The following is a 16,775-nucleotide window of genomic DNA, read 5'->3' on the forward strand; positions in this document are numbered from 1 at the left end:
GGTTCCATCGGTCCATGACCGACGTTCGCTCCCACGATCCACGACCTCAGATCGACGCCCTCATCCGTGAGGCGCGGCAGGCGCGCGAACGGTCGGATGCAGCCGCTCTGGCGGCGGCGGCCGACGCCGTGCTGCGGATCAACCCGCGCGAGCCGCGCGCCTTGGTGTTCAAGGGGGACGCCCTCAGCGCCCAGGGGGATCATCGCTCGGCCATGAGCTTCTACGGCGCCGCCCTGGCTCAGGGTCGGGCGATCGCCGCCCCGCCGCCGGACCTGCGGGCGGAACTGCAACACGCGGCCGCCGCCCAGGCCGAGGGCGCGCGCCTCTTCGAGCAGGGCCTGCGCGACGGGCTGGCCAGGCGCGGCTTCGACCCGGCGACCTCCAGTTCGCGCTTCGCCGCCTCTCTGGACCTGATGACGGGCAGGCGGCGGCTCTATTATCAGCAGCCCAAATTCTACATGTTCCCCGGCCTGCCGCAGATCGAGTTCCAGCCGCGCGAGACCGTCGCCTGGCTGGCCGAGATCGAGGCGGCGGCGCCCGCCATCCGCGCCGAACTGGACGCCATCCTGTCCGAACCGGCGCTGTTCGCACCCTATATCGAGGATCGGGCCAACCGGCCCCGGAACGATCAGGCAGGGCTGCTGGGCAATGACGCCTGGAGCGCGGTCTTCCTGTGGAAGGACGGGGTCGAGGTTCCTGAGATCGCGGAGCGCTGTCCGCAGACGATGAAGGCGCTGGCGGCGGCGCCTCTGTGCCGCATTCCCGGCCGCTCGCCGTCGATCCTGTTCTCGAAGCTGCAGGCGGGCGCGACGATCCCGCCCCATCATGGCCTGATCAACACGCGGCTGATCTGTCACCTGCCGTTGGTCGTGCCGCCGGATTGCTGGTTCCGCGTCGGCGGCGAGGAACGCCAGTGGAGGGTGGCCGAGGCCTGGGCTTTCGACGACACCATCGAGCACGAGGCTGCCAACGACAGCGACCAGGACCGCACCATCCTGATCTTCGATGTCTGGAAGCCCGAGATCACCGCCGAGGAGAAGGACCTGATCCGCGCCCTGTTCGCCACGATCGACGCCAGCGGCTCAGGCGCGCCCAAGCTGGGCGTTTAAACCGCCGCGTAGATGCTCTGGAACAGGATGGCGCCGTCGGCGCTGCCCAGTTCGGCTTCGAACGCACGGTCCGGGTGGGGCATCATGCCCAACACATTGCCGCGCTCGTTCTGCAGGCCCGCGATGTCGCCGACCGAGCCGTTGGGGTTGTCGACGTAGCGGAAGACGACCTGACCCTCGCCCTCGATGCGCTTCAGCGTTTCTTCGTCGGCGTAATAGTTCCCGTCAGCGTTGCCCTGGGTCATGACAATCTCGCGCTGCCCCTGATAGCCCGAGGTGAAGCGGGTCTGGGCGTTGGCGACGGTGATGCTGATGGGCTTGCAGATGTATTTCAGGCTACTGTTGCGCATCAGGGCGCCCGGCAGCATCCCGGCTTCGCACAGGACCTGGAAGCCGTTGCAGATGCCGACCACGGTGACGCCGTCGTCGGCGGCCTTCTTGACCGCCTGCATGATCGGGGCCTGGGCCGCCATCGCGCCGCAGCGCAGATAGTCGCCATAGGAGAAGCCGCCCGGCAGCACGATCAGATCGAGGCCCTTGGGCAGTTCGGTCTCGGCGTGCCAGACCATCTGGACCTGTTCGCCAGTGGAACGTTCGACGGCGACCTTGCAGTCGCGATCGCAGTTGGAACCGGGGAATACAATGACGGCTGCGCTCATGGCCGGGCCTCCTAGCACCCTTCGTGACGAATGTCAGGCGTCGCTTTGCGGCGCCTTGCGGCCCGTCGCCCAGGCGACGACCCAGACCGCGAAACCGCCCAGCGACAGGGCGACGCCGACCCAGCCGGTCGAGGTCCAGCCCCAGCCCGCCGCCACCGCCATGCCGCCCAGCAGGGGGCCGATGGCGTTGGCGGTGTTGAAGGCTGAGTGGTTCAGGGCGGCGGCCAGAGTCTGGGCGTCGCCGGCCACGTCCATCAGCCGGGTCTGCAGCACCGAGCCCAGCCCGCCGCCGCCGCCGATCAGCAGCACGACGATCATCACCGCCCACAGATGGGGCGCGGCGAAGGGATACAGCGCCAGCGCCGCCGCGCTCCACAGCAACAGGCCGCCCGCCGCCGCCATGCCGAAGCGGTCGGCGGCCCAGGCGCCCAGCAGATTGCCCGCCATCATGCCCAGGCCGAACAGGGCGAAGACCCAGGGCAGGACCTCCGGCCCTACGCCCGTCACCGCCTTCAGCGTCGAGGCCAGATAGGCGTAGACCGCGAACATGCCGCCGAAGCCGACGGCGCCCACGCCCAGCGTCAGCCACACCTGACCGCGCTTCAGGGCCCCCAGTTCGCGCCAGGGGCTGGCGTCAGGGTGGGCCGGATCGCGCGGCGCGAACAGAGCGACCAGCGCCATGGTCAGCACCGCCAGAACACTGACGATGGCGAAGGTCCAGCGCCAGCCGAAATGGTGGCTGACGGCGTTGGCGACTGGCACTCCGATCACCGTGGCGACGGTCAGGCCCAGCAGGATGGTCGAGACGGCGCGGGTCCTCAGCCGCAGCGGAACCAGCGACGCCGCCACCAGCGCCGCCACGCCGAAATAGGCGCCATGCGGAATGCCGCTGAGGAAGCGGAAGGCCAGCATCCACTCATAGGTCGGGGCGATGGCGCTCAGGGCGTTGCCGACGGCGAACAGGGCCATGAAGCCGATCAGCAGCAGCCAGCGCGGCAGGCGCGCGCCCAACACGGCCAGAATCGGCGCCCCGATCACCACGCCCGCGGCATAGGCGCTGATGACATGACCGGCTTTCGGCTCGCTGACGCCCAGTCCCGCCGCGAAATCGGGCAGGACGCTCATGGCGGCGAACTCGGTCACGCCGATGGCGAAGCCGCCCATGGCCAGCGCCAGCAGCACCAGCGCCGCCTTCCCCGGTTCCGCCACGCGCTCGATCCCACTGTCCGGCGCAGCGCAGGCGGGATTGTCGATGCAGGGAGCGTCGGCAGGGGGCATGGAGTGTCGCGATGCAGCAGGGAGAGGTTGCGCTGCAAAATAGGGACGCCGCCCAGGGCATCAACCGGGGCGGCGTCACAGAGACGATCACGCTTTGTGTCGAGGTCTCAGCCGAGGCTCAGCCCCGGTTTTCGTAGGCCGCCGTGATCGACGCCTTGGCCAGGGTGTGGAAATGCAGGTTGAAGCCGAAGACGGCGCCCGAGTTGTCCTCGGTCACATCCAGCCGCTCCACGTCGACGGCGAAGACGGTGAAGATGTAGCGATGCGGGCCGTGGCCGGGGGGCGGGGCGGCGCCGCCGAAGCCCGGCTCGCCATAGTCGGTGCGGCCCTGAACGGCGCCTTCAGGCAGCCCAGCGCCGCCGACGGCGCCCGCGCCTGCGGCCAGTTCGGTGACATCGGCGGGCAGGTTGGCGACCGTCCAGTGCCAGAAGCCCGAACCCGTCGGGGCGTCGGGGTCATAGCAGGTGACGGCGAAGCTCCTGGTTCCTTCCGGAGCGCCGGACCAAGACAGTTGCGGCGAGGTGTTTCCGAACGCCTTGACCTGGGCGTCGGGCAGGACGCCTCCGTCGGAAAAATCGGTCGAAGTGACGGTGAAGCTCATGGCGGCGCTCTCCCTTAGGCGGCGAATTCGATCTTTGAGCTAACGGAAGACTCGCCACGGACGTTGCGTCGCGACATTCTGTCCCTAGCTAAGGTCAAGCTGTCTTGATGAGCGGAGGAACGGGATGCTGCAAGCCCTGTTGGACCGAACCTTTCAGACGCGGGCGATCCGGGTGCGTCTTCCGGACGGTCGGGAACTGACGGCAGGTCCGGGCGAGCCGGAGCTGACGGCCGTGCTGACGGACATGAAGGCGGCGGTCGCCATCGCCGCCAATCCTGACCTCGCCCTGGGCGAGGCGTTCATGGACGGGACGTTCCGGATCGAGGGCGGCACCGTCTACGACTTCCTGCAATTGACGACTTCGCAGATGGCGCTGCGACCGCGTTCGCCGAAGCTCAACTGGATGCAGCGCATCCGGCGAGGGGCGGAACAGGCCAACGACCGCCTGCATGCGCGCAGCAACGTCCACCACCATTACGATCTGACGGTCGATTTCTATCGCCTGTTTCTGGACGAGGACCTGCAATATTCCTGCGCCTTCTTCGAGACGCCGGACGCCAGTCTGGAACAGGCCCAGGTCGCCAAGAAGCGCCGCCTGATCGACAAGCTGTTGCTGGAGCCTGGCCACACCGCCCTGGACATCGGCGCCGGTTGGGGCGGGTTGGGCCTGTCGATGGTCGAGCGCGGCGCGCACGTGACCGGCGTCACCCTGTCCACCGAACAGCACCGCACGGCCAATGAACGGGCGACGGCGCTGGGCGTCACGGACCGGGCCGACTTCAGGCTTCAGGATTACCGCGACCTGGACCAGACCTTCGACCGCATCATCTCGGTGGGCATGTTCGAGCATGTCGGCGTGCCGAACTATCAGGAGTATTTCGACACCGTCGCCCGCCTGCTGGACGACGACGGGGTGGCGGTGATCCACGCCATCGGCCGCAACTCGCCGCCCAACCGCACCCAGCCGTGGATCCGCAAATATATCTTCCCCGGCGGCTATATCCCCGCCTTGTCGGAAGTTCTGCCCGCCATCGAGCGCGCGGGGTTGTGGGTCACGGACATGGAAATCTTGCGCCTGCACTACGCCGAAACGCTGCGGCATTGGCGTGAGCGGTTCCTGGCCCGACGCGGCGAGGCGCGAGCCATGTATGACGAGCGCTTCTGCCGGATGTGGGAGTTCTATCTGGCCTGCAGCGAGGTCGCCTTCCGCGAACTGGGCCACATGGTCTTCCAGCTGCAACTGACAAAGAAACAGACGGCCGTGCCGCTGAGCCGGGACTATCTGTGCGGGTAGATGCGGCTTTTTCGCTGTCTGCGAATGTCAGTGCGAGGGGGGCGACGAAGGAGCAGGAATGCGACGGATTACGCTGGGTGAAACGCGCTTGTCAGGTGCGCATTCGAAACAAGGCAGTTCTTCATTTAATACCTTGTCGTAAGCGTTATAGATCAGCATTTCTTGGTTGAAAGCATCGGCGTCGCCATAGCCGCATCCGTTCGACAAAACCGATATTCCTGCTCCGCTCACAGTAGTTAGCTTCAGGAATATTGCAGGGTGAGCAGGATGATCCGGCTGGGTGACGATGTAGAGCCTCGCCTTCTGATCATCGCGATAGATTGAGCTTCCTAGCGCGTACTCGTCCGAGATGATGGAGCGTTTGCCTTTATCTCACTGAGCAAGGCGTCGAAGCCCTTGGCGCATTCCATCACCCCGTTTCCGGCTTCATAAGCTGGTTGCTCTCGTGAACAACCGGCCAGAAAAAAGCCGCCCCGATCAACAGGACGGCTCTCATCAGGCGACTTCGATCCGGTAGCTTTCGATGACCGTATTGGCCAGCAGGGTCTCGCACATGCGCTTCACCTCGGCCTCCTTGTCGGCGACGGCGTCGTCGAGGTCGAACTCGATCAGCTTGCCGACGCGGGCGCCTGAGACGCCGGCCCAGCCCAGACCCTGCAGGGCGCCTTCGACGGCCTTGCCCTGAACGTCCAGAACGCCGGGCTTGAGGAAGACGTGAACTTTAACCTTGGCCATTAATGCAGCCCTCCCTGAATCACGGTCGGCATGTCCTTCATGATGCCGAGGCGGCGGGCCACCTCGGTGTAGCTTTCGATGACGTCGCCCATGTCGCGGCGGAAGCGGTCCTTGTCCAGCTTCTCGCCCGTGGTCGAATCCCACAGGCGGCACGAGTCGGGGCTGATTTCGTCGGCCAGGATGACGCGGCTGAAGTCGTTCTCCCACACGCGGCCGAACTCGATCTTGAAGTCCACCAGGGTGATGCCGACGGCGCCGAACATGCCGCACAGATAGTCGTTCACCCGCACCGTCATGGCCAGGATGTCGTCCAGTTCCTGCGTCGAGGCCCAGTTGAACGCCGTGATGTGCTCTTCGGTCACCATCGGGTCGTTCAGCTCATCCTTCTTGTAGTAGAATTCGATGATTGAACGGGGCAGGGGCGTGCCCTCTTCCTGGCCCAGGCGATGGGCCAGCGATCCGGCGACGACGTTGCGGCAGACCACTTCCAGCGGAATGATCTCGACTTCACGGATCAGCTGCTCGCGCAGGTTCAGGCGCTTGATGAAGTGGTTGGTCACGCCGATGCCGTGCAGGCGCGACATGATGAATTCGCTGATGCGGTTGTTGATGACGCCCTTGCCCTCAAGCGTCGCCTTTTTCTGGGCGTTGAAGGCGGTCGCATCGTCCTTGAAATACTGGATCAGCGTGCCCGGCTCAGGCCCCTCGTACAGGATCTTGGCCTTGCCCTCGTAGAGCTTCTTGCGCTTGGTGTTCATCATCGGGTCCCGGACGGGAAGAAAAACAGATGGCCGCAAAACGAAAAACGCGCGGCCCGAAGGTCGGGGCGGCGCGATCCTGAATCGACGGCGGCTATAACAGAGCCACGCGCCCTTTAACCGAAGGGCGTCTGTGACACAAATATCCTGAAGCGACCCTGCGTCAGCATCCGCGACCGAAGTCTGGTTGCGTTCGCTCGCGCCGGGGGCCATAGAGCCGTTTGCGGGCGAGACTAGCCCGTGACTGGAGTTACGACGCGCATGACGACCTTCGACGATCGGGAACAGGCCTTCGAGGCCAAGTACGCCCTCGATCAGGAACAGGAATTCAAGGCCATCGCGCGTCGCAACAAGATGCTGGGCCTGTGGGCGGCCGAGAAGATGGGCCTGTCGACCGAAAGCGCCGAGCAGTACGCCGCCGCCGTGGTCCGCGCCGACTTCGAGCAGCCGGGCGAGGAAGACGTCTTCCGCAAGGTCGCCGGCGATTTCAAGGGCTCGGGCCTGACGGTGTCCGAGGGCGAACTGCGCTCCAAGATGGACGAACTGGCCTCGATCGCCCGCGAACAGATCCGCGCCGGCGAATAATTTTCTTCCCCGCGATGGGAATGCAGAAGGGCCGCGACCGGCACGGTCGCGGCCCTTCTTTCATTTCGCGGCCTTACTTCGGCATCAGCACCGTGTCGATGACGTGGACCACGCCGTTGGACTGGGCCACATCGGCTTGTGTGATCATGGCCTTGCCGCCCTTGGCGTCGGTGATCTCCCACTTGCCGCCGCCCATGTCCTTGGCGGTCAGCTTCTCGCCCTGAACGGTGGTGAGGGTGGCCGTCCCGCCGTTGGCCTGAGCCTGGGCGGCGAGGTCGGCGGCCGTCACGCGGCCGGGCACGACATGATAGGTCAGCAGCTTGGTCAGGGCCGCCTTCTGCGCCGGCTGCATCAGACCTTCGCGCGTTGCGGCCGGAACCTTCTCGAAGGCGGCGTTATCCGGAGCGAAGACTGTGAAGGGGCCGGGGCCCTGCAGCCGCTCGGTCAGGCCTGCGGCCTGCAAGGCGCTGACCAGGGTGGTCAGGTTCGGCGCCTTGGACGCATTGGCGACCAGATTGTCGGACGGATTCATCGCTACGCCGCCGATCATGGGCTCGGTCGTGGCGGGGGCGACGGTCGGGGCTGGCGTCTCGACCGGGGCGGGCTCCTTCCTGGCGTCGTTCTGGCCGCAGGCGGCCAGCGCCAGCAGGGCGAAGCTCGAAACAGCCGCGAGCGTGGCGGTGCGATAAGTCGTCATGGCTTCTCTCCTTCGGTGAACGGGCGGCGCCCGCGTCGGAAGGGATTACGGTTCAGCGCCCGAAAAGGATGCGCGCGAGATCAAATTTTCCGGCGCGATCCGTGAACGGAGGTCGGCCCGATCACCTGTCGGCGGCGACCAGATAGGGGCTCAAAACCGACCATCGCGCCCGTTTTTCATCAAAGGGCCGGGCGTGGGCGGGGCTGGAGGACGGCAGGTCGATCAGGGCGGCAGTGGTCGCGCCCTCAAGGATGCGTCGCCCCGCGCGCGCCGCCGTTCCGCCATTGAAGGCGACGGATCTCAAGGCCGGGAGACGCGCCGTGAGGGCGATCAGGTCGGCGGCTTCGGGGTTGCGTATGGCGGCGTCCAGACTGCCTCGACGTTCAGCCGAGGCGATCACGTCCCAAAGCCCGACGCTATGCATCAGGAGGGCCTCCAGCCGGGCTGCATAGGGCAGGGCGGCCAGCGGTATGCCGAGCAAGGCCTCCATCAGCCGCCAGAAGGCGTTGCGCGGGTGGGCGTAGTATTGACCCGCGCTCAGCGAGGCGTCGCCGGGCAGACTGCCGAGAATGAGAACGCGTGTGCGTTCGTCAACGACAGGCGCAAAACCGACCCGGCGGGGCACGGTCAAGCGATCAGCCCTCGCCGAAAACCCTTGCGAAGATCACGTCCACGTTCTTGGTGTGGTAGCCGAGGTCGAACAGGGCCTCGAGCTGGTCGTGGGGCAGGGTGACGCGCGGGTCGGCCTTCAGGAAGTCGATGAAGACGCCTTCGCCGCGCCAGACCTTCATGGCGTTCTCCTGAACCGCCGCATAGGCGTCTTCGCGCGACACGCCCGCCTGGGTCAGGGCCAGCATGACTCGTTGCGAGAAGACCAGGCCGCCCAGGCGGTCGAGGTTCTTTTGCATGTTCTCAGGGTAGACGTTCAGGCGCTCGATCACGCCCGCCAGACGGTGCAGGGCGAAATCCAGATGGATGGTGGCGTCCGGACCGATGCCGCGCTCGACCGAGGAATGGCTGATATCCCGCTCGTGCCACAGGGCGACGTTCTCCATCGCCGGGGTCACGGCCGAGCGGACCAGACGGGCGAGGCCGGTCAGGTTCTCGGTCAGGATCGGGTTGCGCTTGTGCGGCATGGCCGATGAGCCCTTCTGACCCTTGTCGAAGAATTCTTCGGCTTCGAGGACTTCGGTGCGCTGCAGGTGGCGGATTTCCACAGCCAGACGCTCGACCGAGGAGGCGACGACGCCGAGGGCGGCGAAATAGGCGGCGTGGCGATCGCGCGGGATGACCTGGGTCGAGACCGGCTCGACGCTGAGGCCCATCTGGTCGGCGACGTATTGTTCGACCGCCGGATCGACGTTGGCGAAGGTGCCGACGGCGCCCGAGATGGCGCAGGTGGCGATCTCTTCACGCGCCGTGATCAGACGACGTTTGGCGCGCTGGAACTCGGCGTGATAGCCGGCCAGCTTCAGGCCGAAGGTGACAGGCTCGGCGTGGATGCCGTGCGAACGGCCGACGGTCGGGGTGTATTTGTGTTCCTTGGCGCGCTTTTCCAGCGCGGCCAGCACCCGGTCGACGCCGCCCAGCAGCAGGTCGGTGGAGCGCGCCAACTGCACCGCGAAACAGGTGTCCAGCACGTCCGAAGACGTCATGCCCTGGTGCAGGAAGCGGGCCTCTTCGCCGACGATCTCGGCCACATGCGTCAGGAAGGCGATGACGTCATGCTTGGTGACGCTTTCGATCTCGTCGATGCGGTCGGCGTCGAAGGTCGCGTCCTTGCCCTTGGTCCAGATGGCCTGCGCGGCCTCGGTCGGAATGACGCCCAGCTCGGCCATTTTCGTGGCGGCGTGGGCTTCGATCTCGAACCAGATCTTGTACTTGGTCTCTTGCGACCAGATGGCGACGGCGTCGGGGCGGGAATAGCGCGTGATCATGGACGCGTCGTGTCGTTCGCAAGGGGCCGGGAGTCAAGGTTGGCCGGGTCGAAGTGGAGGCTTTTGGGCATCACTTCCGCGCGGATCGGCATTCTGCAGCGTGAAAATCTTGACTGGCCAGCGCCCTGTCCCAGATAGAGCGCGCTCAGAGGACGACCTCTCCCATCATGGGCATGACGCCGGGACGACCCGGCACGCCATGCAAGGGAGACTGTCATGGCCTGGATTTTCCTTCTGCTCGCCGGTCTGTTCGAGATCGTCTGGGCCTTCCTGATGAAGATGTCGGAGGGCTTCACCAGGCCGTGGCCGACCATCGGCACCATCGGCTTCATGATCGTCAGCTTCGGTCTGCTGTCGATCGCGATGAAGACGCTGCCCTTGGGCACGGCCTATGTGATCTGGACCGGCATCGGCGCGGTGGGAGCCTTCGTGGTCGGCATCGCCGTGCTGGGCGAGCCGATCACGCCGATGCGCGTTCTCGGCGCCGTGCTGATCGTCAGCGGCCTGGTCGTGCTGAAGCTCGCCTCCAGCCAGTGACGGCCGGGGCGCGCGCCGGGACTCGCCTAGCGCGAGCCCCCGCCCAGCACAGCCTCGGCCACCTGCAGCGGGGCCGGGGCGGGCGGGACGTAGTCGAGGCGGATCGGCACGGCGCGCGCGCCCGCGGCCAGGGCTTCCAGCGTCTTGACCGGCGCGCCCATCATCCGCTGATAGATCCAATAGGCCGCGACGACCTTTTCGACGTATTCGCGGGCCTGAGGCACGTCGATGGTCTCGATCAGCAGCAGGGGGTCGGCGTCGGCGCCCAGCTTGCGGATCGCCGCCAGCATCGGCCCCGGCCCGGCGTTGTAGGAGGCCACCGTCTTCAGCAGGTCGCCCTGAAAGGACTCGATCTGGAACAGGCGGTTCACATAGTCCTGGCCCAGCTTCATGTTCACCGCCGGGTCCAGCAGGCGCTGGGGCGTGCGGACATAGCCCTGGTCCCCGGTCATGTGGGCGGCGGTGGTCGGCATCACCTGCATCAGCCCATAGGCCCCAGCGCCTGAGCGGGCGTTGGCGTTGAAGTCCGTCTCCTTGCGCGCAATGGCGTAGACGAGGGCCTTCTCGATGGTGAAACCGCCCATCGGCTGCAGTTCGGGCATCGGGTAGCGGATGGCGTCGATGCGGCTGGCCTCGGACTGGGCGGCGCGGCCTGAGGAAACCAGACGATAGAGACCGGCCCACATCTGGCGGGCCGCGTTGTCGCCGCTGGCGGCGCGCAGACCGTTGCGGGCGGCCAGTTCAGCGTCGCTGCGGCGACCGACCTCGTACAGGGCCACCGTGCGGCGGGCGTCCTCGTCGGACTGGATGAAGGCGTTGAGCGCGCGCGTATCGACGCCGAGGGGCTCGGGCGTCAGGGAGGCGCGTTGCAGCGTCGCCTCATAGGGGCGCGGCCCCATGTTCTCGATCACCGGCTCCTCGCCCAACTGATGCAGGGCGATCTGGCCGTAGAAGGTGGCCGGCCAGCGCGCGGCCTGGCGCAGGTATTCGACCACGCGCTCCTGGCGGCCCGACTGGCCCGCCGCCCGCGCCGCCCAGAAGGCGCCGCCGGAGCGCACCCAGGGATCCTCGGTCGGGTCCTGGGCCACGTGCTCAAAGGCGCGGAAGGCGTCGGCGTGCTGATCCATCCGCCAGGCGGCCAGCCCGGCCGTCCACCAGTCGCCGATCTGCTGGCCCATTTCATAGGCGCCGGGCAGATCGTCGTTGTTCAGGGCCACGCGCGCGGCCTTGGCGGGATCGTTGACGCCGCCGTCGCCGGGGCTGGTCAAGCTGGCCCAGGTGCGGCTGATCAGGCCGCCGGGGCGCTTCGGCTCAGCCGCGCCGTCGGGCAGCCGCCGCATGGCCAGGGTGTAGACCCGGTCGGCCATCGGCAGGTCGGAATAGGTCTCAAGCCAGGCCGCCAGTTCGTCATAGGTGGCGACGTGGCTGGGATGGAACAGACGCTCGAACTCGACCTGACCCAGCAGGACGCGGTCCTTGGCCTGACGCGCCGAGTTGCGGGCCAGCTCCAGATCGCCGCGCCGCAGGGCGTCGAAGGCGGTGGTGTAGCTGAGGCGGTCCTCGCTGCTCAGCGCCGTGGGCGAGGCCTCGGCGACAGCGGCCGTCGCAACATAGGGGCGGGAAGAATCCGCATCCTCGGCCTGGGCTGCGCCTGCAACGACGGCGCACAGGGCGAAGGCGAACAGAGACGCACGACGCGCCCGGCGGAAAGAATACATGACGCGGCGGCCCCCTTCGTCGGCGTCGGCCCCGTCTCGATTCGGGATTCTACGACGCTCTGCGGACTGGTCTCCAAGGGGGCAGGATGCCTGAATCAGGCGCCCGGCTCAACCACTTCGCTTCGCAGACGGACGGACAAATCGAGAATGTCTTTCCAAACCAGACCCTTGGCCTGGGGTTGGCGCAACAGGAAGGCGGGATGAAGGGTGGCGATGGCGGGCGCGGCGATTCCGCCCTCGGGCAGCCATTCGCGCCATTGCCCGCGCATCCGCATGATGCCGTCGTCGGTCTTCAGCACGGCCTTGGCCGCTGACGCCCCGACCAGCAGCACCGCCTTGGGCTTCAGCAGGGTCGCGGCGCGCTCGACGAAGGGGGCGCAGGCGGCCTGTTCCTGGGGCGTCGGGGCGCGGTTTCCGGGCGTCTTCCAGAAGACGGTGTTGGTGATGAAGGCGTCGTCCAGCAGGCTCGCCGCCGTCAGGATGCGGTCCAGAAGCTGTCCGGCCTGACCGACGAAGGGCTGGCCGCGCACGTCTTCCTCGGCGCCGGGGCCTTCGCCGATGATCATCAGCGCCCCTTGCGGATTGCCGCGCGCGAACACGGCCTGACGGGCGCCCATGGCGCGCAGGGGGCAGCCCTCGAAGGCGGCGATGGCTTCAGCCAGTTCGTCCAGCGTCGACGCGCCCGCCGCCAGACGACGGGCCTCGGCCGCCGCCTCATCGACGGACGGCGCCGCGCCGGGCGCGCGCAGGGGCGTCACCGTGGCCGGTCCCTTGGCCGCGACCGGGGCGACGAAGACGGTCCGGTCGATCGGCTCGTCCTCGAAACAGGCGTCCACGCCCGCGTCGCGCCAGAAGGCGAACAGGGCCTCTGCGGCAGCCATATCGACGGAGGGGGCGTTCATAGGACCCTAGGCAATAGGCCTTGACCGCCCCCGCGTCACCTCCCGATAAGGCGAATAACCACGACGACAATGAGGATTGAGGGGATATGGCCGAGGAAATGATCGAAGGCGGCGCCAAGAACGCATGGCAGGAAGCCGTCATCGACAACCTGCCCCCGCTGGAGGCCCTTGTCGGCGCTGAGCGGGAGGTCATGGAATATGACGTCGTCATCGTCGGCGGCGGCCCTGCCGGCCTGTCCGCCGCCATTCGCCTGAAACAACGGGCTGAGAAAGACGGCAAGGAGATCTCCGTCGCCGTTCTGGAGAAGTCGGCTGAGATCGGCGGCCACGTCCTGTCCGGCGCCGTCATCGACCCCAAGGCGCTGAACGAACTCTTCCCTGACTGGAAGGAGCGCGGCGCTCCGCTGGAGACGCCCGTCACCAAGGACAAATTCCTGGTGCTGGGCCCGCAGGGGCAGGCGTCCCTGCCGATGTTCGCCCTGCCGCCCTTCATGCACAACGACGGCTGCTATATCGCCTCGCTCGGCAACGTCGCGCGCTGGCTGGCTGAACAGGCGGAAGGTCTGGGCGTCGAGGTCTATCCCGGCATGGCCGCCAGCCATGTGGTCTGGGAGGAAGAGACCGGCCGGGTGAAGGGCGTCGTCGCGGGCGTCTTCGGCATCGACCGCGAGGGCAAGCCGACCGGCGACTTCCAGCCCGGCCTCGAACTGCACGGCAAATACGTCTTCATCGCCGAGGGCGTGCGCGGCTCGCTGGCCAAGACCATCATGGCCCGCCACAACCTCTGCGACGCCGCCGATCCCCAGAAGTTCGGCATCGGCCTGAAGGAGCTGTGGCAGATCCCGGCCGAGAAGCACCAGCCGGGCCTGGTGCAGCACACGACCGGCTGGCCGCTGGACGACAAGACAGGCGGCGGCTCGTTCCTGTACCACTTCGGCGACCGCTATGTGTCCGTCGGCTTCGTCGTCCACCTGAACTACAAGAACCCCTTCCTGTCGCCGTTCGACGAGTTCCAGCAGTTCAAGCACCACCCTTCGATCGCCGAACATCTGGAGGGCGGCACGCGCGTCTCCTACGGCGCCCGCGCCATCACCGAGGGCGGCTTCCAGTCGGTGCCCAAGCTGGCCTTCCCCGGCGGCGCCCTGATCGGCTGTTCGGCGGGCTTCGTGAACGTGCCGCGCATCAAGGGCAGCCACAACGCCATGAAGACCGGCATGCTGGCCGCCGACGCCGCCTATGACGCCGTGATCGCGGGCCGTTCGGGCGATGTGCTGGAGGCCTATGAAGCGGCCTATAAGGCCTCGTGGGTCTACAAGGAGCTGAAGGTCGTCCGTAACGCCAAGCCGATGCTGTCAAAGCTGGGCACCATGATGGGCGGTGCGGTCGGCATGTTCGACCTGTGGGTCAACCACCTGACCGGCGGCTTCTCCTTCTTCGGCACGATGAAGCACGGCAAGACCGACGCGGCCTCGACCGAGCCCGCCTCGCAGCACAAGCCGATCGCCTATCCCAAGCCGGACGGGAAGCTGTCGTTCGACAAGCTGTCGAGCGTCTTCATCTCCAACACCAACCACGCCGAGGACCAGCCCGCCCACCTGAAGCTGCTGGACCCGTCCGTGCCGATCAACGTCAACCTGCCGAAGTACGGCGAACCGGCGCGGCTGTATTGCCCGGCGGGCGTGTACGAAGTCGTCTATGCGGACGAGGCGAACCGCGCTGATCCACGCTTCGTCATCAACGCCCAGAACTGCGTCCACTGCAAAACCTGCGACATCAAGGACCCGTCGCAGAATATCGTCTGGACCACCCCGGAGGGCGGCGGCGGCCCGAACTATCCGAACATGTAAGCAAGCGCTTCTCCCTCCCCTTCATGGGGAGGGTGGCTGAGCCTGTAAGGCGAAGCCGGGTGGGGGCGGCAAGGCAAATCAAGCGCGGCGCCAAGGATCACCTGGCCCTCCCCACCCGGTCTCCGCTTCGCTTCGACCACCCTCCCCATGAAGGGGAGGGAGAGGCGTTGCTCTGCTTTTCATTCACATGATCTTGCGGGCGAAAGGGAAAGCGTGAAGGGTCCGGCCATGCGTTTCGTCTCTTCTCGCCCTGTCCTGTTTCTGGCGGCCTCCGCCCTTGCGCTGTCGCTGGCCGCACCCGTGCTGGCGCAGGCGGCGCGGGAACCCGCGCCCGACGCCCCCTCTCAGGACGCCCCCTCTCAGGATATAGAGACCCACACCGAGCCGAACGGCGACCCGGTTCCGCACATCATCATCGCCGATGAGCCGGAAACGCCCGAAGAACCCAAGATCACGCCCATTCCCGCCGAATGGTCGCCGATCCCGCTGGACGTCCACCGCAACAGCGCCTTCGGCCTCTATCTGGCGGGCCGCAACGCCCTGACCAGCGGCGAGAGCGCGACCGGCGCCGATTATCTGGCCCGCGTCTTCGCCCTGACGCCCGAGCAGCCGCGCGTGCGCGAACAGGCCTTCACCGCCGCCCTTCTGGCGGGCGACCTGAATGAGGCGGGGCGTATCGCCCCGACCGATCCCGAGGTCTCGCCGGTCATCGTTCAGGCCGGGCGACTGGTGCAGGCGGTGCAGGCCTATGCCCGGAACGATCCGCGCCGCGCCAACGCCCTGTTGATCGCCGCCCCTGTGGGCGAGCCGCACGACCGCGCCGGCTTCTATGTCCAGGCCTGGATCGCCGCCGCAGCCGGGGACTGGGATCGCGCCCTGGCCATGCCGCCGGCCGATTTCGACCCGGTCAGCAATCTGGTGGCGCGGGGCAATCGCGCGCGCCTGCTGGAGCAGCGCCGTCGCTATGCCGAGGCCGACGCCGAATGGCGGGACCTGACCAGCCACGCCCTGGCCGGCGCCCTGTTCCGTCTGCCCTATGGCGAGTTTCTGGAGCGGCGCGGCCACCGGGACGAGGCTCTGGTTCAGTATGACGCCGCCGTCACCGCGCGCACCGCCGACCGTCGGGTCATGGAGGGGCGCGAACGGGTGTTGTCCAAGGCCCGCCCGCCCGCCTTGCTGAACTACCGGGAGGGCGCGGCCCAGGCCCTGCGCACCGCCGCCGATCAGATGATCGCCCAGCGCGCCCATGAGTTCGGCACCGTCTATCTGCGTCTGGCCCAGAACCTGGCGCCCAGCGACAATACCCAGCTGCTGATCGGCCAGACCCTGATTCAGGGCGGGATCGAGCCTGCGGGCCGGGCCGCCCTGGCCGAGGTCAGCGCGGCGTCGCCCGCGACCTACGCCGCCGCCCGTGTGCAGATGGCCATCAGTCTGGCCAAGGCCGACCGTGACGACGAGGCCCTGATCGAGCTGCAGCGCGCGGCCTCGGTGCGGCCCGAAGAGGCGGCGGTGGCCTATATGTTGGCCAGCCAGCTGTTGCAGATGCAGCGGCACGAGGAAGCGCTGGAGCTTCTGAACGGCCCTCTGCTGAATACTGAGGATCAGGGCTTCGAGGTTCATTTCCTGCGCGGCGCCGCCTATGAATCGCTGGATCGGGACACCGAGGCCGAGGCCGAGCTGTGGGCCGCCCTGCAGATGCAGCCCGACAATCCGACCCTGTTGAACTATCTCGGCTATCTGTGGGTCGATACGGGGACGCGGGTGGAGGAGGGCGCCGCCATGATCGCCCGCGCCCATGCCGCTGATCCCAAGGACGGCAACATCCAGGACTCGCTCGGTTGGGCCCAGTTCCGTCAGGGACAGTATGAGGCGGCGGTGGTCAATCTTGAGGGCGCCGTCGACAAGGAGCCCGCCAACGCCGAGATCAACGACCATCTCGGCGACGCCTATTGGGCGGTCGGGCGTCAGCGCGAGGCGGGCTTCCAGTGGAACCGCGTCCTGACGCTGGAGGTCGACGACAAGCGCCGCGCCGAGGTCGAGGCCAAGCTGCGCGATAGGCTGGGCCAGGACCCGACCGGGGACAAGGGGCTGGGCTCTGCGGGCGGCGCGGCCGACTGA

General features: G+C 67.1%; 16 protein-coding genes. 6 read left to right on the forward strand and 10 right to left on the reverse strand.

Features of this window, described 5'->3' with window-relative positions; genetic code table 11:
- Positions 1-14: 14 nt before the first annotated feature.
- On the forward strand, positions 15-1,109 hold the full coding sequence (locus H556_RS0112140; protein WP_024354690.1) for an aspartyl/asparaginyl beta-hydroxylase domain-containing protein: 1,095 nt from the start codon (positions 15-17) through the stop codon (positions 1,107-1,109).
- On the opposite strand, the gene purQ is transcribed toward H556_RS0112140, so the two are convergent.
- From purQ to H556_RS0112155, 3 genes are all read right to left on the reverse strand, one after another.
- Positions 1,106-1,768: a phosphoribosylformylglycinamidine synthase subunit PurQ gene (gene purQ / locus H556_RS0112145; protein ID WP_024354691.1), complete on the reverse strand. Its 663-nt coding sequence runs from the start codon at positions 1,766-1,768 to the stop codon at positions 1,106-1,108. The genes H556_RS0112140 and purQ overlap by 4 nt on opposite strands.
- 33 nt (positions 1,769-1,801) lie before the next feature.
- Positions 1,802-3,046: an MFS transporter gene (locus tag H556_RS0112150; RefSeq protein WP_024354692.1), complete on the reverse strand. Its 1,245-nt coding sequence runs from the start codon at positions 3,044-3,046 to the stop codon at positions 1,802-1,804.
- 118 nt (positions 3,047-3,164) lie between these two features.
- Complete coding sequence (locus tag H556_RS0112155; RefSeq protein ID WP_024354693.1) at positions 3,165-3,647, reverse strand: YbhB/YbcL family Raf kinase inhibitor-like protein; 483 nt, start codon at positions 3,645-3,647, stop codon at positions 3,165-3,167.
- A gap of 124 nt (positions 3,648-3,771) precedes the next feature.
- Between H556_RS0112155 and H556_RS0112160 the strand changes: the two genes are divergently transcribed.
- Positions 3,772-4,941, forward strand: coding sequence for an SAM-dependent methyltransferase (locus H556_RS0112160; protein ID WP_024354694.1), 1,170 nt, complete (start codon positions 3,772-3,774; stop codon positions 4,939-4,941).
- A 495-nt stretch (positions 4,942-5,436) separates the two neighbouring features.
- Here the strand turns inward: H556_RS0112160 and purS are convergent, their stop codons facing one another.
- Together purS and purC are read right to left on the reverse strand one after the other, a co-directional pair.
- Entirely contained in the window at positions 5,437-5,676 is a 240-nt protein-coding gene (gene purS, locus H556_RS0112170) for a phosphoribosylformylglycinamidine synthase subunit PurS (RefSeq protein WP_024354695.1), read from the reverse strand.
- The gene (gene purC, locus H556_RS0112175; RefSeq protein ID WP_024354696.1) at positions 5,676-6,434 is read right to left on the reverse strand and encodes a phosphoribosylaminoimidazolesuccinocarboxamide synthase; all 759 of its coding nucleotides are present in this window, start codon (positions 6,432-6,434) and stop codon (positions 5,676-5,678) included. The genes purS and purC overlap by 1 nt, the downstream gene beginning before the upstream one ends.
- A 261-nt stretch (positions 6,435-6,695) precedes the next feature.
- On the opposite strand from purC, the gene H556_RS0112180 reads away from it, so the two are divergent.
- Entirely contained in the window at positions 6,696-7,019 is a 324-nt protein-coding gene (locus H556_RS0112180; RefSeq protein ID WP_024354697.1) for a DUF1476 domain-containing protein, read from the forward strand.
- 73 nt (positions 7,020-7,092) lie between these two features.
- Here the strand turns inward: H556_RS0112180 and H556_RS0112185 are convergent, their stop codons facing one another.
- From H556_RS0112185 to purB, 3 genes are all read right to left on the reverse strand, one after another.
- Positions 7,093-7,716, reverse strand: a complete 624-nt coding sequence (locus tag H556_RS0112185; protein ID WP_024354698.1) for a fasciclin domain-containing protein — start codon at positions 7,714-7,716, stop codon at positions 7,093-7,095.
- A gap of 121 nt (positions 7,717-7,837) precedes the next feature.
- Positions 7,838-8,347, reverse strand: coding sequence for a DNA-deoxyinosine glycosylase (locus tag H556_RS0112190; protein ID WP_024354699.1), 510 nt, complete (start codon positions 8,345-8,347; stop codon positions 7,838-7,840).
- A 4-nt stretch (positions 8,348-8,351) separates the two neighbouring features.
- Positions 8,352-9,653, reverse strand: coding sequence for an adenylosuccinate lyase (gene purB, locus H556_RS0112195; RefSeq protein WP_024354700.1), 1,302 nt, complete (start codon positions 9,651-9,653; stop codon positions 8,352-8,354).
- A 216-nt stretch (positions 9,654-9,869) separates the two neighbouring features.
- Here purB and H556_RS0112200 point away from each other — a divergent pair, with 216 nt between their 5' ends.
- Positions 9,870-10,190: a DMT family transporter gene (locus H556_RS0112200; RefSeq protein ID WP_024354701.1), complete on the forward strand. Its 321-nt coding sequence runs from the start codon at positions 9,870-9,872 to the stop codon at positions 10,188-10,190.
- A 26-nt stretch (positions 10,191-10,216) separates the two neighbouring features.
- Here H556_RS0112200 and H556_RS0112205 read toward each other — a convergent pair whose 3' ends face one another.
- Positions 10,217-11,908 (reverse strand): lytic transglycosylase domain-containing protein, encoded by a 1,692-nt coding sequence (locus tag H556_RS0112205; RefSeq protein ID WP_024354702.1) that lies wholly within the window; start codon positions 11,906-11,908, stop codon positions 10,217-10,219.
- A gap of 95 nt (positions 11,909-12,003) precedes the next feature.
- Positions 12,004-12,810 (reverse strand): uracil-DNA glycosylase, encoded by an 807-nt coding sequence (locus tag H556_RS0112210; protein ID WP_024354703.1) that lies wholly within the window; start codon positions 12,808-12,810, stop codon positions 12,004-12,006.
- A 191-nt stretch (positions 12,811-13,001) separates the two neighbouring features.
- Here H556_RS0112210 and H556_RS0112215 point away from each other — a divergent pair, with 191 nt between their 5' ends.
- On the forward strand, positions 13,002-14,657 hold the full coding sequence (locus tag H556_RS0112215) for an electron transfer flavoprotein-ubiquinone oxidoreductase (RefSeq protein WP_245559484.1): 1,656 nt from the start codon (positions 13,002-13,004) through the stop codon (positions 14,655-14,657).
- A 228-nt stretch (positions 14,658-14,885) separates the two neighbouring features.
- Positions 14,886-16,775 carry a tetratricopeptide repeat protein gene (locus H556_RS0112220; RefSeq protein WP_024354705.1) on the forward strand — a complete coding sequence of 630 codons (1,890 nt, stop codon included), beginning with the start codon at positions 14,886-14,888 and terminating at the stop codon, positions 16,773-16,775.

The organism is Brevundimonas naejangsanensis DSM 23858 (assembly GCF_000421705.1).
In the GTDB taxonomy this organism is placed as follows: domain Bacteria; phylum Pseudomonadota; class Alphaproteobacteria; order Caulobacterales; family Caulobacteraceae; genus Brevundimonas; species Brevundimonas naejangsanensis.